The 23,278-nt window shown below is 42.4% G+C and carries 23 protein-coding genes; 18 read left to right on the top strand and 5 right to left on the bottom strand.

Translation table 11 applies throughout. The features are described 5' to 3' along the window. Nucleotides 1–13: 13 nt before the first annotated feature. Nucleotides 14–2,317, top strand: a complete 2,304-nt coding sequence (locus K1I53_RS00190; RefSeq protein WP_223327473.1) for a DNA translocase FtsK — start codon at nucleotides 14–16, stop codon at nucleotides 2,315–2,317. 44 nt (nucleotides 2,318–2,361) lie between these two features. Here K1I53_RS00190 and K1I53_RS00195 read toward each other — a convergent pair whose 3' ends face one another. Further along, entirely contained in the window at nucleotides 2,362–2,787 is a 426-nt protein-coding gene (locus K1I53_RS00195) for a DUF6556 family protein (protein WP_223327474.1), read from the bottom strand. Nucleotides 2,788–2,924: 137 nt separating this feature from the next. Between K1I53_RS00195 and K1I53_RS00200 the strand changes: the two genes are divergently transcribed. The 10 genes from K1I53_RS00200 (at nucleotide 2,925) to K1I53_RS00245 (ending at nucleotide 12,830) form a co-directional block, all read left to right on the top strand. Then, the gene (locus K1I53_RS00200) at nucleotides 2,925–4,067 is read left to right on the top strand and encodes a cysteine desulfurase family protein (RefSeq protein ID WP_223327475.1); all 1,143 of its coding nucleotides are present in this window, start codon (nucleotides 2,925–2,927) and stop codon (nucleotides 4,065–4,067) included. A gap of 11 nt (nucleotides 4,068–4,078) precedes the next feature. Beyond that, nucleotides 4,079–5,293, top strand: coding sequence for a tRNA uracil 4-sulfurtransferase ThiI (gene thiI / locus K1I53_RS00205; protein ID WP_223327476.1), 1,215 nt, complete (start codon nucleotides 4,079–4,081; stop codon nucleotides 5,291–5,293). A gap of 136 nt (nucleotides 5,294–5,429) precedes the next feature. Then, the gene (locus K1I53_RS00210; protein WP_138100046.1) at nucleotides 5,430–6,254 is read left to right on the top strand and encodes an alpha/beta hydrolase; all 825 of its coding nucleotides are present in this window, start codon (nucleotides 5,430–5,432) and stop codon (nucleotides 6,252–6,254) included. Between the two features lie 20 nt (nucleotides 6,255–6,274). Then, a complete protein-coding gene (locus K1I53_RS00215; protein ID WP_000546816.1) occupies nucleotides 6,275–7,015 on the top strand; it encodes an esterase family protein in 741 nt (246 codons plus the stop codon). Between the two features lie 12 nt (nucleotides 7,016–7,027). Continuing rightward, nucleotides 7,028–8,194 carry an ATP-grasp domain-containing protein gene (locus K1I53_RS00220; protein WP_223327477.1) on the top strand — a complete coding sequence of 389 codons (1,167 nt, stop codon included), beginning with the start codon at nucleotides 7,028–7,030 and terminating at the stop codon, nucleotides 8,192–8,194. A 157-nt stretch (nucleotides 8,195–8,351) separates the two neighbouring features. Continuing rightward, complete coding sequence (gene gla / locus K1I53_RS00225; protein WP_125449756.1) at nucleotides 8,352–9,221, top strand: aquaglyceroporin Gla; 870 nt, start codon at nucleotides 8,352–8,354, stop codon at nucleotides 9,219–9,221. 122 nt (nucleotides 9,222–9,343) lie between these two features. After that, entirely contained in the window at nucleotides 9,344–10,069 is a 726-nt protein-coding gene (locus K1I53_RS00230; protein ID WP_125449758.1) for a CppA N-terminal domain-containing protein, read from the top strand. Further along, nucleotides 10,066–11,001 (top strand): serine hydrolase domain-containing protein, encoded by a 936-nt coding sequence (locus K1I53_RS00235; protein ID WP_125449760.1) that lies wholly within the window; start codon nucleotides 10,066–10,068, stop codon nucleotides 10,999–11,001. Before K1I53_RS00230 ends, K1I53_RS00235 begins: the two co-directional genes overlap by 4 nt. A gap of 9 nt (nucleotides 11,002–11,010) precedes the next feature. Next, nucleotides 11,011–11,922 (top strand): DMT family transporter, encoded by a 912-nt coding sequence (locus K1I53_RS00240; RefSeq protein ID WP_125449762.1) that lies wholly within the window; start codon nucleotides 11,011–11,013, stop codon nucleotides 11,920–11,922. 149 nt (nucleotides 11,923–12,071) lie between these two features. Beyond that, complete coding sequence (locus K1I53_RS00245) at nucleotides 12,072–12,830, top strand: CPBP family intramembrane glutamic endopeptidase (RefSeq protein WP_125449764.1); 759 nt, start codon at nucleotides 12,072–12,074, stop codon at nucleotides 12,828–12,830. A 48-nt stretch (nucleotides 12,831–12,878) separates the two neighbouring features. On the opposite strand, the gene K1I53_RS00250 is transcribed toward K1I53_RS00245, so the two are convergent. Beyond that, nucleotides 12,879–14,162: a uracil-xanthine permease family protein gene (locus tag K1I53_RS00250; RefSeq protein WP_185760853.1), complete on the bottom strand. Its 1,284-nt coding sequence runs from the start codon at nucleotides 14,160–14,162 to the stop codon at nucleotides 12,879–12,881. 256 nt (nucleotides 14,163–14,418) lie between these two features. Further along, nucleotides 14,419–15,132, bottom strand: a complete 714-nt coding sequence (gene rsmG / locus K1I53_RS00255) for a 16S rRNA (guanine(527)-N(7))-methyltransferase RsmG (RefSeq protein WP_125449768.1) — start codon at nucleotides 15,130–15,132, stop codon at nucleotides 14,419–14,421. Nucleotides 15,133–15,225: 93 nt separating this feature from the next. Here rsmG and K1I53_RS00260 point away from each other — a divergent pair, with 93 nt between their 5' ends. Both K1I53_RS00260 and htpX read left to right on the top strand, forming a co-directional pair. Continuing rightward, the gene (locus K1I53_RS00260; RefSeq protein ID WP_070800543.1) at nucleotides 15,226–15,786 is read left to right on the top strand and encodes a LemA family protein; all 561 of its coding nucleotides are present in this window, start codon (nucleotides 15,226–15,228) and stop codon (nucleotides 15,784–15,786) included. Nucleotide 15,787: 1 nt separating this feature from the next. Further along, nucleotides 15,788–16,687 carry a zinc metalloprotease HtpX gene (gene htpX / locus K1I53_RS00265; protein WP_223327478.1) on the top strand — a complete coding sequence of 300 codons (900 nt, stop codon included), beginning with the start codon at nucleotides 15,788–15,790 and terminating at the stop codon, nucleotides 16,685–16,687. Between the two features lie 43 nt (nucleotides 16,688–16,730). On the opposite strand, the gene K1I53_RS00270 is transcribed toward htpX, so the two are convergent. Next, nucleotides 16,731–18,290 (bottom strand): ATP-binding cassette domain-containing protein, encoded by a 1,560-nt coding sequence (locus K1I53_RS00270; protein WP_223327479.1) that lies wholly within the window; start codon nucleotides 18,288–18,290, stop codon nucleotides 16,731–16,733. 330 nt (nucleotides 18,291–18,620) lie between these two features. Next, nucleotides 18,621–18,950, bottom strand: coding sequence for a helicase BlpT (locus K1I53_RS00275; protein WP_223327480.1), 330 nt, complete (start codon nucleotides 18,948–18,950; stop codon nucleotides 18,621–18,623). Between the two features lie 167 nt (nucleotides 18,951–19,117). Here K1I53_RS00275 and K1I53_RS00280 point away from each other — a divergent pair, with 167 nt between their 5' ends. The 5 genes from K1I53_RS00280 (at nucleotide 19,118) to K1I53_RS00300 (ending at nucleotide 23,097) form a co-directional block, all read left to right on the top strand. Then, complete coding sequence (locus K1I53_RS00280; protein WP_125425245.1) at nucleotides 19,118–19,660, top strand: YceD family protein; 543 nt, start codon at nucleotides 19,118–19,120, stop codon at nucleotides 19,658–19,660. Continuing rightward, the gene (nth, locus tag K1I53_RS00285) at nucleotides 19,661–20,290 is read left to right on the top strand and encodes an endonuclease III (RefSeq protein ID WP_223327481.1); all 630 of its coding nucleotides are present in this window, start codon (nucleotides 19,661–19,663) and stop codon (nucleotides 20,288–20,290) included. It abuts the gene before it with no gap. 208 nt (nucleotides 20,291–20,498) lie between these two features. Then, nucleotides 20,499–21,020 carry a bifunctional pyr operon transcriptional regulator/uracil phosphoribosyltransferase PyrR gene (pyrR, locus tag K1I53_RS00290; RefSeq protein ID WP_038805035.1) on the top strand — a complete coding sequence of 174 codons (522 nt, stop codon included), beginning with the start codon at nucleotides 20,499–20,501 and terminating at the stop codon, nucleotides 21,018–21,020. 21 nt (nucleotides 21,021–21,041) lie between these two features. Continuing rightward, entirely contained in the window at nucleotides 21,042–21,965 is a 924-nt protein-coding gene (locus K1I53_RS00295) for an aspartate carbamoyltransferase catalytic subunit (RefSeq protein WP_001293858.1), read from the top strand. Between the two features lie 49 nt (nucleotides 21,966–22,014). Then, nucleotides 22,015–23,097 carry a carbamoyl phosphate synthase small subunit gene (locus tag K1I53_RS00300; protein ID WP_223327482.1) on the top strand — a complete coding sequence of 361 codons (1,083 nt, stop codon included), beginning with the start codon at nucleotides 22,015–22,017 and terminating at the stop codon, nucleotides 23,095–23,097. Nucleotides 23,098–23,278: the final 181 nt, after the last annotated feature.

The following is a 23,278-nucleotide window of genomic DNA, read 5'->3' on the forward strand; positions in this document are numbered from 1 at the left end:
ATATAATAGAAGAATGGCAAACAAGAATACTACAAAAATAAGACGGAGACCGTCTAAAGCAGAACTCGAAAGAAAACAGGCTATCCAGAGGATGTTGATTTCCTTAGGAATTGCCTTATTATTGGTCATTGCTGCCCTAAAACTCGGTGCGGCTGGTGTCACCCTTTATAATCTTATTCGACTGGTGGTCGGAAGTTTGGCCTACATGGCTATAGGTGCCCTCCTCATCTATCTTTTTCTTTTTAAATGGATACGCAAGAAGGAGGGGCTTCTGTCAGGATTTCTTTGTATCTTTGCTGGCTTGCTCTTGATTTTTGAGGCCTACTTGGTATGGAAATATGGCTTGGAGCAGTCAGTTTTAAAAGGAACCTTGGCTCAAGTTATGACGGACCTGACTGGTATGCGGGTGACGAGCTTTGCTGGTGGAGGCCTGCTTGGTGTTGGACTTTATATCCCTATTGCCTTTCTTTTCTCAAATATCGGCTCCTACTTTATTGGAGTTCTTTTGATTCTAGTTGGGGCACTCTTGGTTAGTCCTTGGTCTATTTATGATGTTGCAGCCTTTATTGGAGCTCGGTTCAGATCCTTCATGGAAAAACAGGAACAGAGAAAACAGGAACGCTTCATCAAGAGAGAAGAAGCGAAGGCTCGTCAAGAAGCTGAAGAAGCAGCCAGAATTCAGCGAGAACAAGAAGAGCAGGATGCGCTGCCGCTTCCTCCCGTAGATCCTGAAACTGGAGAAATCTTATCTGAAGTAGCAGACTACGATCTCCCACCAATTCCTGAGGAGGAATGGACTGAACCCGAGATTATCCTTCCTCAAGCTGACGTTGAAGTTCCAGACGAGGAAGATTTTGAAGATGAAGAGGTACAGGTTGATTTTTCTGCCAAAGAAGCTCTCGAATACAAACTGCCAAGCTTGCAACTCTTTGCGCCAGATAAACCCAAAGATCAGTCCAAGGAAAAGAAGATTGTTCGAGAAAATATCAAAATCCTAGAAGAAACCTTTGCTAGTTTTGGTATCAAGGTGACGGTTGAACGGGCTGAAATTGGACCATCAGTAACCAAGTATGAAGTCAAGCCAGCAGTCGGTGTACGGGTTAACCGCATTTCCAATCTGGCAGACGACTTAGCGCTGGCTCTAGCAGCCAAGGATGTTCGGATTGAGGCTCCAATTCCTGGTAAATCCTTAGTCGGAATTGAGGTACCCAACTCTGAAATTGCGACCGTTTCCTTCCGAGAACTCTGGGAACAGTCTCAAACTAAACCAGAAAATCTCCTCGAAATTCCTCTAGGGAAGGCTGTCAATGGAACGGCTCGAACCTTTGATCTTTCCAAGATGCCCCACCTACTTGTTGCAGGTTCGACGGGATCAGGGAAATCAGTCGCAGTTAATGGTATTATCGCTAGCATTCTGATGAAGGCAAGACCCGACCAGGTCAAGTTTATGATGGTCGATCCTAAGATGGTTGAGTTATCGGTTTACAACGATATTCCTCACCTCTTGATTCCAGTTGTGACCAATCCACGCAAGGCCAGCAAGGCTCTGCAAAAAGTTGTGGATGAGATGGAAAACCGTTATGAACTCTTCGCTAAGGTTGGTGTGCGAAATATCGCTGGTTACAATGCTAAGGTCGAGGAATTTAATAGCCAGTCTGAGTATAAACAAGTACCGCTTCCTTTGATTGTTATCATTGTAGATGAGTTGGCTGACCTCATGATGGTGGCCAGCAAGGAAGTGGAAGATGCCATCATCCGTCTTGGACAGAAGGCGCGTGCTGCAGGGATTCATATGATTCTCGCAACGCAACGCCCATCAGTCGATGTTATCTCTGGTCTTATCAAGGCCAATGTTCCATCTCGTGTGGCTTTTGCGGTTTCATCAGGTACGGATTCACGAACCATCTTGGATGAAAATGGAGCTGAAAAACTGCTTGGTCGAGGAGACATGCTCTTTAAACCAATCGATGAAAATCACCCAGTCCGTCTGCAAGGATCCTTTATCTCGGATGATGATGTCGAACGCATCGTAAACTTCATCAAGGCTCAGGCTGATGCGGACTACGATGACAGCTTTGACCCAGGAGAAGTTTCTGAAAATGAAGGAGATTTCTCTGATGGTGAAGCTGGTGGCGATCCGCTTTTTGAAGAAGCCAAGGCTCTAGTTATCGAGACACAGAAAGCCAGTGCTTCTATGATTCAGCGTCGTTTGTCGGTTGGATTTAACCGTGCGACCCGCCTGATGGAAGAACTCGAACTGGCAGGTGTCATCGGTCCAGCTGAAGGAACCAAACCACGAAAAGTATTGCAACAATAAAAAAATAGCTTCTTTCCAAATTTGGAAAGAAGTTATTTTTGTGCTTACTGATTCGTTTTAGTTTCAGAACTCGTAGTATTTGACTGTGTACCGCTATCGCTTGTTTCTTTGTTTGTAGGAGCTGTAGAAGAGTCCTGAGTTGTTGTTTTCTTATCTTCTTTTTGCTCTTCCTTTTTATTAGATTGAGAAGTTTCTTCTTGTGGGGTATTTTCTTTAGTAGAAGTGTTGTCCTTGTTAGGAGTAGTATTCTCCTGAGGGGATTCTTTTTGAATTTCCTTGACAACAGTTGTTTGAGTTGTCGTCGGTTCTTTCTTGTTGTTTTTGTTATTATCCATAGCGTTCATAATGGTGATACTCGCGGTGATTAGACCAAGGATACTACCTATGGTAGCAATCGTTTTTTGAAAGACAGTGAATCCCTTTTTGATGTGTTCTGTTTTTGGTTTTGAAGTTCTACGATAGTTAGACATGATACTCTCCTTTGATTATGATTTATTATACCTCATTTCTTTAAAAAAATCTTAAAAAAAGAGAAACTTCCCTTTCTTGTCGTAAGCTTCGTTTCATGATAAAATAGAAGGAGTGATTTTAGAAAGCGTGAGAAAACATGATCTACTTTGATAATTCGGCAACAACCAAGCCTTATCCTGAAGCACTTGAGACCTATATGCAGGTCGCTTCGAAAATTGTAGGAAATCCATCCAGTCTCCATCGTTTGGGAGACCAGGCAACACGAATTTTAGATGCTTCCCGTCAGCAAATTGCAGATTTGATTGGGAAGAAGAGTGATGAAATCTTCTTTACCTCTGGTGGAACAGAAGGGGATAACTGGGTCATCAAGGGTGTGGCCTTTGAAAAATCCCAGTTTGGCAAGCACATCATCGTATCAGCTATTGAGCATCCAGCAGTCAAGGAGTCAGCCCTCTGGCTGAAAAGTCAAGGTTTTGAGGTGGATATTGTCCCAGTTGATGAGAAGGGATTTGTAGATGTTGAGTCCCTAGCAAGTTTGATTCGATCAGATACGACCCTCGTTTCGGTCATGGCAGTTAACAATGAAATCGGCTCTATCCAGCCTATTCAAGCTATTTCAGAACTTTTAGCTGATAAACCAACCATTTCCTTCCACGTTGATGCAGTTCAAGCACTTGCCAAGATTCCAACTGAAAAGTATCTGACGGATCGAGTGGATTTTGCGACCTTCTCGAGTCATAAGTTCCATGGTGTCAGGGGTGTTGGCTTTGTCTATATCAAGTCTGGTAAGAAGATTACGCCTCTTTTAACTGGTGGTGGTCAGGAGCGCGATTATCGTTCGACAACTGAAAATGCTGCAGGGATTGCCGCAACAGCCAAGGCTCTCCGTTTGTCTATGGAAAAGCTGGATCTCTTTACTAGTAAGACAGGACAGATGAAATCAGTTATTCGCCAAGCCCTTCTGAACTATCCAGATATTTTTGTCTTTTCAGATGAGGAAGACTTTGCCTCTCATATCCTGACTTTTGGGATTAAGGGTGTTCGCGGAGAAGTTATCGTTCACGCCTTTGAAGACTATGATATTTTCATTTCCACAACCTCGGCTTGTTCGTCCAAAGCAGGAAAACCTGCGGGTACCTTGATTGCTATGGGAGTGGACAAGGATAAGGCCCAGTCAGCTGTACGCCTCAGTCTAGACCTGGAAAATGATATGAGTCAGGTTGAGCAGTTTTTGACCAAGCTAAAATTAATTTACAATCAAACTAGAAAAGTAAGATGATAGGAGCATTTATGCAGTATTCAGAAATTATGATTCGCTACGGAGAGCTTTCAACCAAGGGAAAAAATCGTATGCGTTTCATCAATAAACTTCGCAATAACATTTCGGACGTTTTGTCCATCTATCCCCAAGTCAAGGTGATCGCTGATCGCGACCGTGCCCATGCTTATCTTAACGGAGCGGATTATACAGCAGTAGCAGAATCTCTCAAACAAGTCTTTGGCATTCAAAACTTTTCTCCAGTTTACAAAGTAGAAAAGTCAGTTGTAACGCTCAAAGCTGCCGTCCAAGAGATTATGAAAGACATCTACAAGGAAGGCATGACCTTTAAAATCTCTAGTAGACGTAGCGACCATAGCTTTGAATTGGACAGTCGAGAACTCAATCAAACCCTTGGTGGAGCTGTTTTCGACGTAATTCCAACTATTCAAGCCCAAATGAAAAATCCTGATATCACTCTTCAAGTGGAGATTCGTGAGGAGGCGGCCTATCTTTCCTATGAGACCATTCGTGGAGCAGGTGGTTTGCCAGTGGGAACTTCTGGTAAGGGGATGCTTATGTTGTCGGGTGGCATTGACTCACCTGTAGCGGGTTATCTTGCCCTTAAACGTGGGGTAGATATCGAAGCCGTTCACTTTGCTAGTCCACCATATACTAGTCCCGGTGCCCTTAAGAAAGCGCAGGACTTGACCCGCAAATTGACCAAGTTTGGTGGCAATATCCAATTTATCGAAGTGCCTTTCACTGAAATTCAAGAGGAAATCAAGGCCAAGGCGCCAGAAGCCTATCTCATGACCTTGACGCGTCGTTTTATGATGCGGATTACCGACCGTATCCGTGAAGTGAGAAAGGGTCTGGTCATTATCAATGGGGAAAGTCTTGGTCAGGTGGCAAGCCAGACTTTGGAAAGCATGCAAGCTATCAACGCTGTGACCAACACTCCTATTATTCGCCCTGTGGTTACTATGGACAAGTTGGAAATCATTGACATTGCTCAGGAAATTGATACCTTTGAAATTTCTATCCAGCCTTTTGAGGACTGCTGTACTATTTTTGCGCCTGACCGTCCTAAGACCAATCCTAAGATAGAAAATGCTGAGCAGTATGAAAAACGGATGGATGTTGAAGGTTTGGTTGAGCGAGCAGTAGCAGGGATTATGATTACTAAGATTACACCTCAAGCTGAAAAAGATGAAGTCGATAACTTGATTGATAATCTCCTCTAATCAGAAAAACCAGAAGAATTCAGAAAGTATATATGAAAAAGTTAGTTATTTATCCTTAAAATGGACAATTACTGACTTTTTTTCTATTTTTGTGGTATAATAAGATAAAATTTTGAATATAGAGAGTTTTCTGACAATGAATCATTCCTACTTTTACTTAAAAATGAAAGAACACAAACTCAAGGTTCCTTATACAGGAAAAGAGCGTCGTGTGCGTGTTCTTCTGCCTAAGGATTACGAGAAAGACACAGACCGTTTTTACCCTGTTGTTTACTTTCATGATGGGCAAAATGTCTTTTACAGTAAGGAGTCTTATATCGGACACTCTTGGAAAATTATTCCAGCCATTAAGCGGAATCCTGACATCAGCCGCATGATTGTTGTAGCCATCGACAATGATGGGTTGGGGCGGATGCATGAGTATGCAGCTTGGAAGTTCCAAGAATCTCCTATCCCAGGCCAGCAGTTTGGCGGTAAGGGTGTGGAGTATGCCGAGTTTGTCATGGAGGTTGTCAAGCCTTTTATTGATGAGACCTACCGAACCAAAGCTGATCGGCAGCATACGGCTATGATTGGTTCGTCCCTAGGAGGCAATATTACCCAGTTTATCGGACTAGAGTACCAAGACCGAATTGGTTGTCTAGGTGTCTTTTCATCTGCTAACTGGCTTCACCAAGAAGCCTTTAATCGCTATATCGAGCGTAAGAAACTGTCGCCTGAACAACGCATTTTTATCTATGTTGGAACGGAAGAAGCGGATGATACGGACAAGACCCTGATGGCTGGCAATATCAAGCAAGCCTATATCGACTCATCGCTTCGCTATTACCATGATTTGATTGCAGGTGGAGTACACTTGGATAATCTTGTCTTGAAAGTTCAGTCTGGTGCCATCCATAGTGAAATCCCTTGGTCGGAAAATTTACCAGACTGTCTCCGTTTTTTTGCAGAGAAATGGTAAGTTAGGAAAGGAGAAAGCCAATGCATATTGAAAACCTTAGCCACTGGAGTGGCAATCTTAATCGTGAAATGTACCTCAACCGTTATGGACACGCTGGGATTCCAGTTGTGGTTTTTGCTTCATCTGGTGGCAGTCACAATGAATACTATGATTTTGGCATGATTGATGCCTGCGCTTCCTTTATCGAGGAAGGGCGTGTCCAGTTCTTTACTCTATCTAGTGTTGACAGCGAGAGCTGGTTGGCTACTTGGAAAAATGGTCATGACCAAGCAGAGATGCATCGTGCCTACGAACGCTATGTGATTGAGGAGGCCATTCCTTTTATCAAGCATAAGACAGGTTGGTTTGATGGTATGATGACAACTGGTTGTTCGATGGGGGCTTACCATGCACTCAATTTCTTCCTCCAGCATCCAGATGTCTTTACCAAGGTGATTGCCCTCAGCGGTGTTTACGATGCACGTTTCTTTGTCGGTGATTATTACAATGATGATGCTATCTACCAAAACTCGCCAGTAGATTATATTTGGAATCAGAATGACGGCTGGTTTATTGATCGTTACCGTCAGGCGGAGATTGTCGTCTGTACGGGCCTCGGTGCTTGGGAACAAGATGGTCTGCCATCCTTCTACAAGCTCAAAGAAGCCTTTGACCAGAAACAAATTCCAGCCTGGTTTGCTGAATGGGGGCACGATGTCGCCCACGACTGGGAATGGTGGCGTAAACAAATGCCCTATTTTCTTGGACACCTGTATCTATAAAAGGAGTTGCCTATGAATTACCTTGTTATTTCTCCCTACTATCCACAAAACTTTCAACAGTTTACTATCGAACTCGCTAATAAAGGCATCACAGTCTTGGGTATTGGTCAGGAGCCTTATGAGCAACTGGATGAGCCTTTGCGCAATAGCCTGACCGAGTATTTCCGTGTAGACAATCTTGAGAATATAGATGAAGTCAAGCGTGCAGTTGCCTTTCTTTTCTACAAGCATGGTCCTATCGACCGCATCGAGTCCCACAATGAATACTGGCTTGAGCTGGACGCAGCCCTTCGTGAGCAATTTAACGTCTTTGGTGCCAAACCAAAGGATCTCAAAAAGACCAAGTTTAAGTCTGAGATGAAGAAACTCTTCCAAAAGGCGGGTGTACCAGTTGTACCTGGTGCTGTTATCCAGACAGAAGCAGATGTTGATCAAGCAGTGAAAGAAATCGGCCTTCCAATGATTGCCAAACCAGATAATGGAGTGGGAGCGGCAGCAACCTTTAAATTGGAAAGTCAGGAAGATGTGGATCGATTCAAGCAAGGATGGGACCATTCAACCGTTTATTTCTTTGAGAAATTTGTCACTTCTAGCGAAATCTGTACCTTTGACGGGCTTGTGGATAAGGATGGCAATATCGTCTTTTCAACGACTTTTGACTACGCCCATACACCACTGGATCTCATGCTTTACAAGATGGATAATGCCTATTATGTTCTCAAGGATATGGATCCAAAATTGCGCAAGTACGGTGAGGCCATTGTCAAGGAATTTGGAATGAGGGAACGCTTTTTCCATATAGAGTTCTTCCGTGAAGGGGACGACTATATTGCCATTGAGTACAATAACCGTCCTGCAGGTGGTTTTACCATTGATGTTTATAACTTTGCTCATTCCTTGGACCTCTACCGAGGTTATGCGGCTATTGTCGCAGGAGAAGAGTTTCCAAGTTCAGAGTTTGAGCCCCAGTATTGCTTGGCGACTGCTCGGCGTTTAAGTTCTCATTATGTTTACTCAGAAGAGGAGTTACTAGCTAAATACCAAGGAGGTTTTAAGGCTAAGAAAATCATGCCAGCAGCCTTTGCAGAGTTACAAGGAGATATTCTCTATATGTTAACAACTCCAAGCCGTGAGGAGCTGGAGCAGATGATTGCAGACTTTGGTCAACGTCAAGAGTAACGAAAAGGATGAAAGAAGTTTGACTTCTTTTGTCCTTTTCTTAAAGATAAGTTAAATAAAGCGTTTTCCAGAGATTCTTTTAGAAAATCGGTTGCTAAAAGGCCTAAAAATTGATAGAATAAGGATTGTCTAAAAAAATTTAAGGAGAATCTATCAAATGGATTTTACATGGGCTATTAAATATGCCACAGAATTCTTGGGAACTGCTATTTTGATCATTCTTGGTAATGGTGCAGTTGCCAACGTTGAACTTAAAGGTACGAAAGGTCACCAAAGTGGCTGGCTCGTTATCGCTGTTGGTTATGGTATGGGGGTTATGATCCCAGCCTTGATGTTCGGTAACGTTTCTGGTAACCACATCAACCCAGCTTTCACTCTTGGACTTGCTGTTAGCGGACTTTTTTCTTGGGATCAAGTACCGTTTTACATCCTTGCGCAAGTTTTGGGGGCAATTTTTGGTCAAGCTTTGGTTGTAGCGACTCACCGTCCATACTACTTGAAAACAGAAAACCCAAACAATATCTTGGGTACCTTCTCAACGATTTCAAGCATCGACCACGGTACAAAAGAATCACGTTTCGCAGCAACGGTTAACGGTTTCCTAAATGAGTTTGTAGGTTCATTTGTTCTTTTCTTTGCAGCGCTTGGTTTGACTAAAAACTTCTTCGGTGCTGAGGTTCTTCAATACATGAAACAAATGGCTACTCAAGCTGGTCAAACTGTTGACTTAAGTGAATTGGCAGTGAAAGCTCAAGTAGCTCCACATACAGCTGCTGGGATCTCAGTTGCACACTTGGCACTTGGTTTCCTAGTGCTGGCTTTGGTAGCTTCACTTGGTGGACCTACTGGACCTGGTTTGAACCCAGCTCGTGACTTCGGACCACGTCTTCTTCACGAACTCCTTCCAAAATCAGTTCTTGGTCAACACAAGGGTGATTCAAAATGGTGGTATGCATGGGTTCCAGTTGTAGCTCCAATTGCAGCGGGTATTGCAGCAGTAGCACTATTCAAACTACTTTACCTATAAGAAACGAAACTGGGGAATCCCAGTTTTTTTATCGGAAATTTTTGTAAAAAATTCTAGAATTTAAGTGGAATAGCTTGTAAAAAGTCCTAAAATCCTTTAAAATAAAAGAGTTGGAGGAAGCTATGAATGCAAATCAAATGATACAAATTATTCCGACTTTGAAGGTCAATAATCGAAAATTAAATGAAAAATTTTACATTGAAACTCTTGGGATGAAGCCCTTATTAGAAGAATCTGCCTTCCTTTCACTTGGTGACCAATCAGGTATTGAGAAGTTGATTCTCGAAGAGGCTCCCAGTATGCGAACTCGGAGAGTTGAAGGGCTTAAGAAACTAGCTAGACTCTTGATCAAAGTAGAAAATCCTTCAGAAATAGAGGCTCTTCTCTATCAGATGGAGTCCCTTCCTCGCCTGCTTAAAGGAAGCCGTGGTTATGCTTTTGAGATTGTTTCTCCTGAACAGGATGTGATTCTTGTTCATGCGGAAAATGATATAAGAGATTTGGTTCCACTGGAAACTGTTCCTGAATTTTCTTCAAATACAGGTATAAAATACTTGAGTCAATTTGAGATTTCTATGGAGTTGCGTTTTCCTGAGGGAATGGAGAGTTTGCTTGATCCAGAAGTGGTAGCTAAGGTAATTAGCTTTACCAAAGGGGAAGGTCCAGATTTGACTGTTGAAAACAATGTCACCTGGGACTTGTCTATGCTGAAATTTTTGGTAAAGGATCTAGATTTAACTAGTCTTCGTCAGAAATTTGAAAAGACAGGCTATTTTGTTCCCAAGTCTGAAAAATTCTTCCTTGGTAAAGACACCAATAATATCGAATTGTGGTTTGAAGAAGCATGAAGTGGACAAAAATTCTAAGAAAAATAGAAGAACAAATCGAGGCAGGGGTCTATCCCGGGGCCTCTTTTGCGTATTTTAAGGATGGAGAATGGAGAGAATCTTACCTAGGATTGAGTGATCCTGAGAGAGGTTTACAGACAGAGTCAGGGCTAGTCTATGACCTAGCCAGTGTGAGTAAGGTTGTGGGAGTTGGGACGATCTACACCTTCTTGTGGCAGCAGGGCACATTAGATATTGATCGACCAGTGACGGATTTTTTACCTGAGTGTGATTACTCAGATATCACTATCCGTCAACTTTTGACCCACGCAACAGACCTGGACCCCTTTATTCCTAATCGAGACAGGTTAGGTGCAGAGGAACTGAGAAAAGCCATGTTTCACCTCAACAGACGAAGTCAGACAGCCTTCCTATACTCGGACGTGCACTTTTTACTCCTGGGCTTTCTTTTGGAAAAAATCTTTGACCAAGACTTGGATCAGATTATAGAAGAACAAGTTTTGAACCCATGGGGGATGAAGGAAACAGTGTTTGGCCCCGTTGAGTTTGCTGTACCAACAGTGAGAGGAGTGGAGGCAGGCAGTATTCACGATCCCAAAGCTCGTCTTTTGGGCAAACATGCTGGAAGTGCTGGTTTATTTTCAACTGTTAAGGATTTGCAAAACTTTCTGGATCATTACTTGAAAGATGATTTTGCAGCAGATTTGAGCCGCAATTTTTCTCCCTTAGATGATAAGGAGCGTTCGTTAGCTTGGAATATGGAGGGGGCCTGGCTCGACCATACGGGCTATACAGGTACCTTCATCATGTGGAACCGAGAGAAACAGGAAGCCGCTATCTTTTTATCCAATCGAACGTATGAGAAGGATGAGCGTGCCCAGTGGATAATCGATCGAAACCAAGTCATGGATATGATTCGTAGGGAAGAGTAGGGAGCAAGCATGTCAAAAACCGTAAAAGGAACGCTATTTACAGTAGTGGCAGGCATTGCTTGGGGCTTGTCTGGAACCAGTGGCCAATACCTGATGGCACACGGGATTTCCGCTTTAGTCTTGACCAATCTGCGGCTTATCATTGCAGGATTGGCACTGGTTTTCTTATCCTATGTAACTGCAAGGGATAAACTCCTAGCTTTTTTAAAAGACAGAAAAAGCTTACTCTCTCTACTGCTATTTGCCTTGTTTGGACTTTTCTTAAACCAGTTTGCCTATCTTTCTGCCATTCAGGAAACCAATGCTGGAACGGCTACGGTTCTCCAGTATGTATGCCCTGTTGGAATCTTGATTTATACTTGTATCAAGGACAAGGTGGCACCGACTCTGGCTGAGATTGTTTCGATTGTTTTAGCAATCGGAGGGACTTTTCTTATCGCGACTCATGGGGAACTTGACCAGTTGTCGGTCACACCTGCGGGTCTTTTCTGGGGGCTCTTTTCTGCCTTGACCTACGCCCTTTATATCATTCTTCCTATCACTTTGATTAAGAAATGGGGAAGCATGTTGGTGATTGGTGTGGGCATGGTTATTTCTGGAGTGGTGGCTATTCCCTTCACAGGGGTTTTGCAGGCCAGTATACCGACCAGCTTGGATTTTCTTTTTGCATTTGCTGGCATTATCATCATTGGCACGGTCTTTGCCTATACAGCTTTCCTAAAAGGAGCTAGTATGATAGGCCCTGTTAAGTCCAGTTTATTGGCTTCCATAGAGCCCATCTCTGCTGTTTTCTTTGCCTTTCTGATTATGAAGGAACAATTCTACGCGATTGATTTTGTCGGTATGGCTATGATTTTACTTGCGGTAGCCATCATTTCTTTGAAAGATTTGTTGATAGAAAATAAACGGAAGGTTGAATGAGAAACTAGTTACTCGTAAAAAGTGGTTGGTTTAAATATCCTATCTAAATATTGATTACGGCTAAGGAATGGGAGTGGAATTTTATAAAATTTTAAGTTTCTTTTCTTACAATAAACCAATCTTTAACTGCTAGGCTAGAAGGAGAAGATATGAAAATTTTACAAAGCATTCACCCAACTAAGCCCCTGCGCTACTTGAGATGGTTTGACATTCTGATTATTACAGTTTTAATGTTTGGTCAGTTTATCATTCGGTCAACGGAGCTCTTTTTAGCAAGTATGTTTCCGACAGGTCTTTCAACTACAATGGATACAGCAAGTAATACTGTCAGCGAGGGAGTAGGCTATTTGAGCAACTTCACCCTGCAAGTGATACTTCTTACCTTAGCCTTGCTTTACCTTTTGATCCGGAATTATGATTTCAAACAACTTCCCATTCGTTGGACCTGGTCCCTTCTCTTTTGGGTTCCTTTTATATTTGCCATTGTGGGATTGTTTGGAGACCTGGTGACGACACTAACTGGTGAATACAATTACTTAAATCCATTTCTTTTTGCCCACATAGATCCCATGGAAGTTATACGGAAATTCCTAGCGCTTAGTCCCATGGCAATTGCCTACGCCTTGCTAAATGGCTTCTATGAAGAGTTTTTCTTTCTAGGGTTGTTGACCTCAGTGAAAGAAAAGCACAAGTGGCGGGTTTTGTTTTATTCTACCCTCATTCGGATTTCTTTTCACACTTATCAAGGATTGGTGTGGGCACTGGTTATTGGTGTAGTTTATGGTTTATTCTATTATTTTCTATACAAGTATAAGGTTAAAAATCTTTTGCCATTTTTCCTTATGCATGCTCTGGTAGACATGTTTGGTTCTAGCCTCCTGTATCTCTTGATTGCGTGGGGAAGGTAAGAATCAGAAAAATCCACTCAACTGAGTGGATTTTGTCTATATAGATGACTAGTCTTTGTTTTCGTATGGTAAGATCAGGTTTAAGATGATACCTGTCATAGCTGATAGGGCAGTACCTGAAAGGGTAACTGGTCCTACTTTGAGGATGGCTCCACCAAGCCCAAGAACCAACATAGCACTAGCAATGATGAGGTTACGCATTTGACTGAAATCAACGCGCTCCTTGATCAAGACTTTCAAACCGTTGCTGGCGATAACTCCGTAGAGAAGGATGGACATCCCACCAAGTACAGCACTAGGGATTGTTGAGATCAAGGCAGTGAATTTACCAAGGAAACTGAGAGCAATGGCAATAAAGGCAGCGTTACGGATAACGGAGACAGAAGCGATACGAGTCATCCCGATAACTCCTGTATTTTCGCCGTAAGTCGTATTGGCTGGTCCACCGAGAAAGGCAGATACAGATGTTGCAATACCGTCACCGAGAAGTGTACGGTGAAGACCTGGCTCTTTCAGGAACTGACGTCCACAGATTTGGCTTAGGACGGTATGGTCACCGATGTGTTCTGAAATGGTTACGATAGCGATTGGCAAGATGGCGATTGTTTCAGGACCGAAGTAGAGGTTATACTCTTTGAAGGCTCCGCCTGTACTAAATGGTAAGTAGAAACCAGGGATTTCAAACCAGTTAGCTTCTAGGACTGGTGTAAAGTCAACCAAGCCAAGTGTTACTGCGAAGATGTAACCACCGATGATGGCAAAGAGGAAAGGAATGATACGTAGGAAACCTTTTCCTTTTGTATTGATAAAGGCAGCAATCAAGAAAGTTACGACAGCTACAAGTGCATTTTTCCAATTTCCATCTGCTACAAGTCCAGCGTTCGTAACAGCTGAATTTGCCAGTCCAAGACCGATAACGATGATCATGGGTCCGATAATGATTGGTGGTAAGAGTTTATCGATCCATTTTGTACCTGCAAAACGAACACTTGCAGCCACAAGAACATAAACCAAACCAGTCAAGATAACCCCAGTTTGAGCGGCCGATACATCGCCACCCATCTCTTTCATAGCTAGAGACATGGCCGTGATAAAGGCGAAGGATGATCCGAGATAGACTGGAACTTTAAAACCAGTCGAAATCATGTAGATGAGTGTCCCAACGCCTGATGCAAAAAGGGCAACAGATACGGGCATTCCCAAAATTAGGGGAACGAGAATGGTTGCACCAAACATGGCAAAAACGTGCTGGAAGCTTAGAAGAATGCCTTTACCAGCTGAAGGACGTTGGTCAACGTCTAGTAACAAGTCAACAGTTGATTCCTGTTTCATAAAAACCTCACTTTTGGGCACCAAAAAAGAGCCCATTATTTTACAGCAATAGGCTCTCAGAGTAAGACTTCTTTAAAAAAACTATTCCATTCTTAAAGAATTTCATATACTGCGTCTTTGTCACCTCACGGGATGACATTAAAAACCTTTGCTTAGGATAGTATAGCAGAAAAAAATGATTTTGTAAATCATTTTTTCCCGAGCTAAGAAATGTAAGAGCGAGGCGAACTTTGTAAATATTTTTTTACAAAAAAATTTAAAGCGGGCGTTTGTTTGGCATGCCAGCCTTTCTAGGATACTTGTTTGGGGTCTCTTTTTTCTTTTCTACCACAGTGATGTAACGTGGATCTCCATTTGGTAGGGCGTAACTGAGATTATCTTCGACCTTACTAAAGAGGAGATTGAGGGCATTCTTGGCTTCTAGCAATTCCTCGGGGGCATTACTGGCCTTGAGTGCCAAGAGTTTTCCGCCAACTTTAAGGTAGGGAATGGTCAGTTCAGACAAGACCTGCATACGGGCAACAGCACGGGCAGTTACCACATCAAACTGAGCACGGAAGTTTTTGTCTTGGGCAAAGTCTTCTGCCCGTCCATGGTAGAAGTGAACTCCGCCCAACCCCAGCTCCTGAGCCAATAGTTGGAGGAAGTTGATGCGCTTATTTAGCGAATCAATGATAGTCACATCTAACTGAGGATAGAGGATTTTCATAGGAAGACTAGGAAATCCTGCCCCAGCCCCGATATCAAGAAGTTTGATACTTTCATTTGAAATCAAGCCTTGTAGGATGGGGGCAATCGAATCATAAAAGTGTTTAAGGTAAACTTCTTCTTTGTCTGTAATAGCGGTCAGGTTAATCTTTTCATTCCACTCAACTAAGAGTTCAAAATACCGTTCAAATTGTTCTTTTTGCTGGTCTGAGAGTGGAAAATTTTGCTCCGCTAGCAAGTCGTAAAATGTTTCTGGTTTCATAGTCATTTCCTTCTCTAGTATCATCTTATTTTACCATATTCATTAAAATTTTGATATACTGGTATTAATCTAAAAGCAGAAAGGAATAAGATTATGACTTGGATTATTCTTGGAGTTTTGGCTCTAATTGTTATTTTTGTGATTGTTAGCTATAACGGTTTGGTAAAAAATCGTATGCAAACCAAGGAGGCTTGGAGCCAGATCGATGTTCAGTTGAAGCGTCGTAATGATCTCCTCCCTAACTTGATTGAAACAGTCAAAGGCTATGCCAAATATGAGGGTTCTACCTTGGAAAAAGTGACAGAACTTCGTAGACAAGTAGCCGCAGCAACTTCGCCAGCTGAAGCTATGAAGGCCAGTGATGCCCTTACCCGCCAGATTTCTGGTATCTTCGCAGTAGCAGAGAATTACCCAGACTTGAAAGCTAGCGCTAACTTTATCAAATTGCAAGAAGAGTTGACAAATACAGAAAACAAAATCTCCTACTCACGCCAACTCTACAACAGTGTTGTCAGTAACTACAATGTAAAACTAGAAAGCTTCCCAAGTAATATTATCGCGGGACTATTTGGCTTTAAAGCTGCAGACTTCCTTCAAACACCTGAGGAGGAAAAAACAGTTCCTAAGGTTGATTTTAGCGGTTTAGGTGACTAAGATGTTGTTTGATCAAATTGCGAGTAATAAACGAAAAACTTGGATTTTATTGCTGGTTTTCTTCCTACTCTTGACCTTGGTTGGTTATGCGGTTGGTTATCTCTTCATGCGCTCAGGTCTTGGGGGCATGATTATAGCCCTAATCATCGGTTTTGTCTATGCCTTAACCATGATCTTTCAATCAACAGAGATTGTCATGTCTATGAATGGGGCGCGTGAGGTTGATGAGCAAACAGCACCAGACCTCTACCATGTAGTGGAAGATATGGCCATGGTCGCTCAGATTCCCATGCCACGTGTTTTCATCATTGAGGATTCTTCTTTAAATGCCTTTGCAACAGGTTCGAATCCGCAGAATGCAGCAGTAGCAGCCACTTCGGGTCTTCTAGCTATCATGAATCGTGAGGAGTTAGAAGCTGTTATGGGCCACGAGGTCAGTCATATCCGAAACTACGATATCCGCATTTCGACTATTGCTGTTGCCCTTGCCAGTGCTATTACCCTTCTGTCTAGTATGGCAGGACGGATGATGTGGTGGGGTGGTGCAGGTCACAGACGAAGTGACGACGATCGTGATGGAAATGGTTTAGAGATTATCATGCTTGTCATCTCTCTCTTAGCCATTGTTCTGGCACCTCTCGCTGCAACTTTGGTGCAACTAGCCATTTCACGTCAGAGGGAATTTTTGGCGGATGCATCCGGTGTGGAGCTGACTCGCAATCCTCAAGGGATGATTAATGCCTTGCGTAAATTGGATAATAGCGAGCCGATGCATCACCATGTTGACGATGCTAGCAGCGCTCTTTATATCAATGATCCTAAGAAAGGTGGGGGACTTCAAAAACTTTTTTATACCCATCCACCTATCTCAGAACGAATCGAACGCTTGAAACAAATGTAAAAAAATCCAGAGGTCGTCTCTGGATTTTTGCTATGTTCAACATTTATAAATCTTGTAAATCAACGACTTCCAAACCTTCTTCTGTTAAACGATAGATACTCGTACAGACCTCTTTTAAGAAGCGTCTGTCATGCGAAACAGTGATCAGACCGCCGGGATAAGAGGCAAAGAGTTTTCTTATTTCGGGTTGAGAAGTGGGAGAAAAGTTTCGTGTGGGCTCATCCAGAAGGAGAAAGTTTGGTTTGCGCAGCACTAAATCCAAAAGAAGCAGTTTACCTTGTTGCCCGCCAGATAAGGAGCGAATTTGGTGGTGCATTTCTGGATAGCTGAAATTGAGACTGGCTAAGTGGGATTGGATTTTCTGTAGTTCCTCTTTTTGTCCAGTTTGGCTGAGGTAGTCTACTGGAGATAAATCCAATTGCAGTTTTTTATGGTAATCTTGTGGCATAAAACCAAGCGAAATTTCTCTTTTGGTGCTGAGCAGTTGTTGCAACTTGGCTAGCAGAGTCGATTTCCCAATACCATTAGGCCCGATGATACCGATTTTATCTTGGCCACGGATAGTTAGTTGTAGTTTTTTAGCCAAAACTCGGTCGCCAATGGACAAATTTTCCTTTTCCAGTCGGATTAAGACTTTAGAAGCTGGTAATGGTTGTATATCTGAGAAGAAAAGTTGGATTTGTTCTTCTTCAAGCGGCTTTTGGGTCATGGACTGAGCTGCCTTTTCGTAGCGCTTTTCTTGAGAGAGAACATTTTTCATCTTCTTAGCCAGTAGGCGCCCAGCAACATCATTTTTAGTGTTACGTAAGGCAGTTTCTACATTTTGCTTGACTCGGCGATGTTTTTCCATGGTTTTGTCATAGGCTCTCTGGGCGTTAGCAGCTTGCTGACTTTGTCTGGCAAAATTAGCCTTTCTCTGCTCACTATAGCGATCATAGTCTAAATGCTCGACTAGCGTTTCCGCTTCTTTCCGATGCTTGACCAGTCGCAAGTGGACAATAGTATCAGCCGTTTGAGAAAGAAAGTCTTCATCATGGGAAATGAAAATAACAGTTTGCCTAATCTTTCGAATCTGATCTTTTAGCCAATCAACCGTCTCAAGGTCTAGGTCATTTGAAGGTTCATCTAAAAATAGAATCTCAAAGGGTTTGGCTAATTCATGGATGAGTTGAATTTTCAAAGCTTCGCCCCCCGAGAGGCTCCCAATCTCTTGGTCACTAGCAAAACGGTCGCTGTCAAAATGCAACTCCTCAGCCAAGCGGTAGAGGATACTGTAGTCTAAATCAGCAGAATCCAAAAAGAAGTAGTCATGTAGAGTTTTCTTTTTCAGGTCACCAGCTAGTTTTTGAGGAATGTAGGCCAGTGCTTGACAATCAGACTGGATGTCGCCCTTGATAGTAAAATCAGGTAATGCTTCCCCCATTAAAGCTCGTAGTAAAGTCGATTTACCATTTCCTTCTTCACCAATAATAGCAACCTTTTCCCCATCTTGGATAGTCATGGTTAGGTTAGAAACAAGATCTCGTAGATCTTTGTTTTGTGTGATGGTCAGGTGATTGATTTTTATCATATTGTTGCCCTTTCTAGAATGTCGATAGTGCATAACAAAAAGCTCTACTTTACCTAGTAGAGCCCAAAGTCACTGTCAAAACTCTGTAATCCTCGTTGAAAAGCTCGTCAAACTAGCTTGGAGCTGCCTAACCCAACCCAAGAGGAGCATAGCTTTCTAGTTTTTTGATTTTCAATGAGGATAAAGTACCAGAAAATCCAGTACAAAAAGAGCACACAAAAAGAGACAAAAACAAGATCTACTAAATAAAGTTCTTTATTTGATAGACTTAGTTGTTCATGTCTCCCTTACCTCCGAGTATTAGTACCTCTATCCTATACCTTTTAGGAAATTTTGTCAATAGTAAATCCAAAATTATAAACTCTAAAATCCGAAAACAGGTCCATAGAGATTCAGCACGTGTTTGACATGCTGGTAATGGAACTTGTCATAGTTGCGCCAAGCAGTGCGTGTTTGCTCATTCAGTTTTAGATTACCCAGTCCAATCAGAAGACTAGTACGTTGGTAAAATTTCTCAAGGTTGATTAAGATACTGTTGTCCAGCTTTTCTGCTTTTTTTAGTTCCTTAAGAGTAGTGTTCAGCAGCTCTTGCAGTCGAAGATCATCGGCTGTACCTTGTTTGCAACTTTGGTAGCTTTTATTTAACCCGGAAAGGAGTTGGTGAGCTTGGTTGATGAGTACTTTGTCTTCCATATGAGCATCCTCCTTGCTCTGATGTATTCTTGCCTATAGTATAGCACTAATAGGAAAGTTTGTCATAGTAAATATGTTAAAAATGAGATTTTAATATCAAAGTTTGGGAGGCTGACTTATAGCTTTTTCATGGTATAATCAAGTGAGTACATCTTTATGGAGGAAATATGAAGTTAAATATTCAAGAAATTCGTAAGCAGCCTGAAGGCCTACACTTTGAACAAACTTTGGACCTTGTCGCAGACTTGCGTAAACGTAATCAAGAAATTTTAGATGTTAAAGATATCCTAGCAGTGGGAAAGATCCAGTACGAAGACCGTATGTATTTCTTAGACTATCAGCTATCTTATACCATTGTCCTTGCTTCCAGCCGCAGTATGGAGCCAGTTGAGTTGGAGGAGTCTTATCCAGTGACAGAGGTCTTCATGGAAGGAGCAACCAACCAACTGGATCAAGAAGTTTTAGACGATGACTTGGTCTTGCCTATCGAAAATGGGGAAATCGACCTTGCTGAGAGCGTTTCCGATAATATCTTGCTAAATATTCCAATCAAGGTCTTAACAGCAGAAGAAGAAGCTGGTCAAGGTTTTGTGTCTGGAAATGACTGGCAAATCATGACTGAGGAAGAATACCAAGCCCAACAAGCAGTCAAGAAAGAAGAAAACAGTCCATTTGCAGGCTTGCAAGGACTATTTGATGGAGACGAGTAGATGGTTTTATCCAAGAAACGTGCCCGTTATGTCATTGAGGAAATTATTGCTCTCTTCCCAGATGCTAAACCCAGCCTTGATTTTACCAATCATTTTGAACTCTTGGTTGCAGTGATGCTGTCAGCCCAGACGACAGATGCCGCAGTCAACAAGGCTACACCAGCTCTCTTTGCAGCCTTTCCAACGCCTCAAGCCATGTCTGTCGCGACTGAAAGTGAAATTGCCTCACACATTTCCCGCCTAGGACTTTATCGAAATAAGGCCAAGTTTCTAAAAAAATGTGCCCAACAGTTACTAGACGATTTTGATGGTCAAGTGCCTCAGACTCGTGAGGAATTAGAAAGTCTAGCAGGTGTTGGCCGCAAAACAGCCAACGTAGTCATGAGTGTGGGCTTTGGAATTCCAGCCTTTGCAGTGGATACTCATGTTGAGCGTATTTGTAAGCACCATGATATTGTCAAAAAATCGGCCACGCCACTCGAAGTAGAAAAACGTGTCATGGATATTCTGCCACCAGAGAAATGGTTGGCAGCCCATCAAGCCATGATTTACTTTGGACGGGCTATCTGTCATCCAAAGAACCCAGAATGCGATCACTATCCCCAATTATATGATTTTAGTTCGTTATAAGATAAAAATTTTATGTTTTTTTCTTGCATTGATCCATTCTTTGTGATATAGTAATAACAATAAAATATTCCTTTAAACCTGTCCCGTGAGGCAGGCAAGGAGTCGGATCAATAGATAGCAGAAGTCTATACTCTTTACAGTAGGGCTGGCTTGGCTATACATTCTGAAGTCTCCTTGTTAAGGAGACTTTTCTTTTTGGAGGTTTGTCATGAGGACAAAAGAAGTTGTAGACGAATTGACCGTCAAACGAGCGATTACTCGGATTACCTACGAGATTATTGAGCGAAACAAAGATTTGAATAAAATCGTTTTGGCTGGTATTAAAACGCGAGGTGTTTTTATCGCTCGTCGTATCCAAGAACGCTTGGAACAGTTAGAAAATATCGCTGTTCCAGTGGTAGAACTAGATACTAAACCTTTCCGTGACGATGTCAAAAGTGGAGAAGATACTTCTCTAATCTCTGTTGATGTGACAGATCGGGAAGTCATTTTGGTGGACGATGTACTCTACACTGGTCGGACTATCCGAGCTGCTATTGACAATATTGTTAGCCATGGTCGCCCTGCTCGTGTGAGTTTGGCAGTCTTGGTTGATCGTGGTCATAGAGAACTTCCAATCCGTCCGGACTATGTTGGGAAAAATATCCCAACCAGTCGTTCTGAAGAAATCATCGTAGAGATGACAGAACTAGATGGACAAGACAGAGTACTAATCACAGAACAAGCCTAAAACACTAAAAGGAGTAAAAAAATGTCAGAAAATCAACAAGCTTTGCAACATGTCGTTTCTATGGAAGATCTTACTGTAGAACAAGTAATGAAATTGATTAAACGAGGAATCGAATTTAAAAACGGAGCGAGTGCTTCTTATGAGGAACAGCATATCGTTTCCAACCTTTTCTTTGAAAGTTCAACTCGTACCCACAAATCCTTTGAGGTAGCAGAACTGAAACTTGGACTTGATCTTTTGGATTTCGATGTGAAGACCAGTTCAGTGAATAAGGGTGAAACACTCTATGACACAATCTTGACGCTTTCTGCACTAGGAGTGGATGCCTGTGTCATTCGTCACCCAGAGGTGGACTACTACAGAGAATTGATTGCTAGCCCGACCATCACAACTTCGATTATCAATGGTGGGGACGGTTCAGGGCAACACCCTAGCCAAAGTTTGCTTGATTTGATGACAATTTATGAAGAATTTGGACATTTTGAAGGTCTTAAGGTGGCTATCGCTGGCGACCTCAACCACTCACGGGTAGCTAAGTCTAATATGCAAATCCTTAAACGCTTGGGAGCGGAGCTTTACTTTGCAGGTCCTGAGGAATGGAGAAGTGAGGAGTTTGAACATTACGGTCGCTTTGTATCAATTGATGAGGTGATTGATCAAGTAGATGTTATGATGTTTCTTCGTGTGCAGCATGAACGTCATGAAATTGTGACAGGATTTTCAAAAGAAGACTATCATATCCAGCATGGTTTGACACAAGAACGCTATGACCGCTTGAAAGAAAAAGCAATCCTTATGCACCCAGCTCCAGTCAATCGTGATGTGGAAATCGCTGATCACTTGGTAGAAGCACCGAAATCACGTATTGTTCAGCAAATGACCAACGGTGTCTTTGTCAGAATGGCAATTTTAGAATCTGTGCTGGCCTATAGAAAAGCAAAATAAGGCACAAAGCGTTAAAAGATGTCTGAGAGCATCAACGAGAGGTGAGTAGATGAAAAAACGACTTCTAGTATTAGAAGATGGTACAGTATTTGAAGGCAAGGCCTTGGGAGCAGATATTGATGTAACAGGGGAAATCGTCTTTAACACAGGGATGACTGGTTACCAAGAATCCATTACAGACCAGTCTTATAATGGACAAATCTTAACCTTTACCTACCCTTTGGTGGGAAATTATGGAATTAACCGTGACGACTACGAGTCAATCACTCCTACCTGTAAGGGAGTAGTAGTTTTTGAAGAAGCGCGTAGAGCCAGCAACTGGCGCAATCAAATGACCTTGGACGAATTCTTGAAAGCCAAGAAAATTCCTGGTATCTCAGGAATTGACACCCGTGCTCTGACAAAAATTATCCGTAAGCATGGTACTATGCGTGCAACCCTTACGCATGTTGGTGATACGATGGACCATATCATAGACCAGCTCCAAGCGACAGTTCTACCGACAGATAATATCAAGCAAGTCTCTACTAAGACAGCTTATCCTGCTCCTGGAGTTGGATTGAGTGTCGTATTGGTAGACTTTGGTCTCAAACACTCCATCTTACGCGAACTATCTAAGCGTAACTGTAACGTGACCGTTGTTCCATACACAACAACAGCAGAAGAGATTCTCCATCTCCATCCTGACGGGGTCATGTTGTCAAACGGTCCAGGTAACCCAGAAGATGTTCCCCAGGCGCTCGATATGATTCGTGGTGTGCAAGGGAAAATTCCGATCTTTGGTATCTGTATGGGACATCAACTTTTTGCTATGGCAAATGGTGCTAAGACCTACAAGATGAAGTTTGGTCACCGTGGATTTAACCACGCGGTGCGTGAAATTGCAACAGGCCGAGTAGACTTTACTAGCCAGAACCATGGTTATGCGGTTAGCCGTGAGGATTTGCCAGAGCATTTGATTATTACCCACGAAGAAATCAATGACAAGTCAGTTGAGGGTGTGCGTCACAGATACCAACCAGGTTTCTCTGTGCAATTCCACCCAGATGCAGCTCCAGGACCGCACGATGCAAGCTATCTCTTTGATGAATTTATCGAAATGATGGAGTCGTTTAAATCTGCTAATCGCTGATATAGGAAACTCTATCAGAGGCTTGTCAAATAAAAAGGCAAGTCCTTTCTTTTAGTTGAGCAATGAGATGCTGAAAATTTTTACACTCGATTTATTATTGAAAAATCATCGGAGAATTTATTTAATGGCAACCCGAGAGTTGCCGAATAGAAAGGAGAAGATACATTGTTCGCGGAAGTGA

The sequence above is a fragment of the Streptococcus oralis genome, assembly GCF_019929365.1.
In the GTDB taxonomy this organism is placed as follows: Bacteria; Bacillota; Bacilli; order Lactobacillales; family Streptococcaceae; genus Streptococcus; species Streptococcus oralis_BT.

Bases quoted from the DNA above. Each gene is read 5' to 3' on its own strand.
- K1I53_RS00195 (WP_223327474.1), bottom strand. From the start codon at position 2,787: ATGTCTAACTATCGTAGAACTTCAAAACCAAAAACAGAACACATCAAA.
- K1I53_RS00235 (WP_125449760.1), top strand. From the start codon at position 10,066: ATGAAGTGGACAAAAATTCTAAGAAAAATAGAAGAACAAATCGAGGCA.
- K1I53_RS00275 (WP_223327480.1), bottom strand. From the start codon at position 18,950: ATGGAAGACAAAGTACTCATCAACCAAGCTCACCAACTCCTTTCCGGG.
- K1I53_RS00190 (WP_223327473.1), top strand. From the start codon at position 14: ATGGCAAACAAGAATACTACAAAAATAAGACGGAGACCGTCTAAAGCA.
- thiI (WP_223327476.1), top strand. From the start codon at position 4,079: ATGCAGTATTCAGAAATTATGATTCGCTACGGAGAGCTTTCAACCAAG.
- gla (WP_125449756.1), top strand. From the start codon at position 8,352: ATGGATTTTACATGGGCTATTAAATATGCCACAGAATTCTTGGGAACT.
- K1I53_RS00295 (WP_001293858.1), top strand. From the start codon at position 21,042: ATGTCAGAAAATCAACAAGCTTTGCAACATGTCGTTTCTATGGAAGAT.
- K1I53_RS00220 (WP_223327477.1), top strand. From the start codon at position 7,028: ATGAATTACCTTGTTATTTCTCCCTACTATCCACAAAACTTTCAACAG.
- htpX (WP_223327478.1), top strand. From the start codon at position 15,788: ATGTTGTTTGATCAAATTGCGAGTAATAAACGAAAAACTTGGATTTTA.
- K1I53_RS00260 (WP_070800543.1), top strand. From the start codon at position 15,226: ATGACTTGGATTATTCTTGGAGTTTTGGCTCTAATTGTTATTTTTGTG.
- K1I53_RS00230 (WP_125449758.1), top strand. From the start codon at position 9,344: ATGAATGCAAATCAAATGATACAAATTATTCCGACTTTGAAGGTCAAT.
- K1I53_RS00240 (WP_125449762.1), top strand. From the start codon at position 11,011: ATGTCAAAAACCGTAAAAGGAACGCTATTTACAGTAGTGGCAGGCATT.
- K1I53_RS00250 (WP_185760853.1), bottom strand. From the start codon at position 14,162: ATGAAACAGGAATCAACTGTTGACTTGTTACTAGACGTTGACCAACGT.
- K1I53_RS00200 (WP_223327475.1), top strand. From the start codon at position 2,925: ATGATCTACTTTGATAATTCGGCAACAACCAAGCCTTATCCTGAAGCA.
- K1I53_RS00210 (WP_138100046.1), top strand. From the start codon at position 5,430: ATGAATCATTCCTACTTTTACTTAAAAATGAAAGAACACAAACTCAAG.
- K1I53_RS00280 (WP_125425245.1), top strand. From the start codon at position 19,118: ATGAAGTTAAATATTCAAGAAATTCGTAAGCAGCCTGAAGGCCTACAC.
- K1I53_RS00245 (WP_125449764.1), top strand. From the start codon at position 12,072: ATGAAAATTTTACAAAGCATTCACCCAACTAAGCCCCTGCGCTACTTG.
- K1I53_RS00215 (WP_000546816.1), top strand. From the start codon at position 6,275: ATGCATATTGAAAACCTTAGCCACTGGAGTGGCAATCTTAATCGTGAA.
- K1I53_RS00300 (WP_223327482.1), top strand. From the start codon at position 22,015: ATGAAAAAACGACTTCTAGTATTAGAAGATGGTACAGTATTTGAAGGC.
- rsmG (WP_125449768.1), bottom strand. From the start codon at position 15,132: ATGAAACCAGAAACATTTTACGACTTGCTAGCGGAGCAAAATTTTCCA.
- pyrR (WP_038805035.1), top strand. From the start codon at position 20,499: ATGAGGACAAAAGAAGTTGTAGACGAATTGACCGTCAAACGAGCGATT.
- nth (WP_223327481.1), top strand. From the start codon at position 19,661: ATGGTTTTATCCAAGAAACGTGCCCGTTATGTCATTGAGGAAATTATT.
- K1I53_RS00270 (WP_223327479.1), bottom strand. From the start codon at position 18,290: ATGCACTATCGACATTCTAGAAAGGGCAACAATATGATAAAAATCAAT.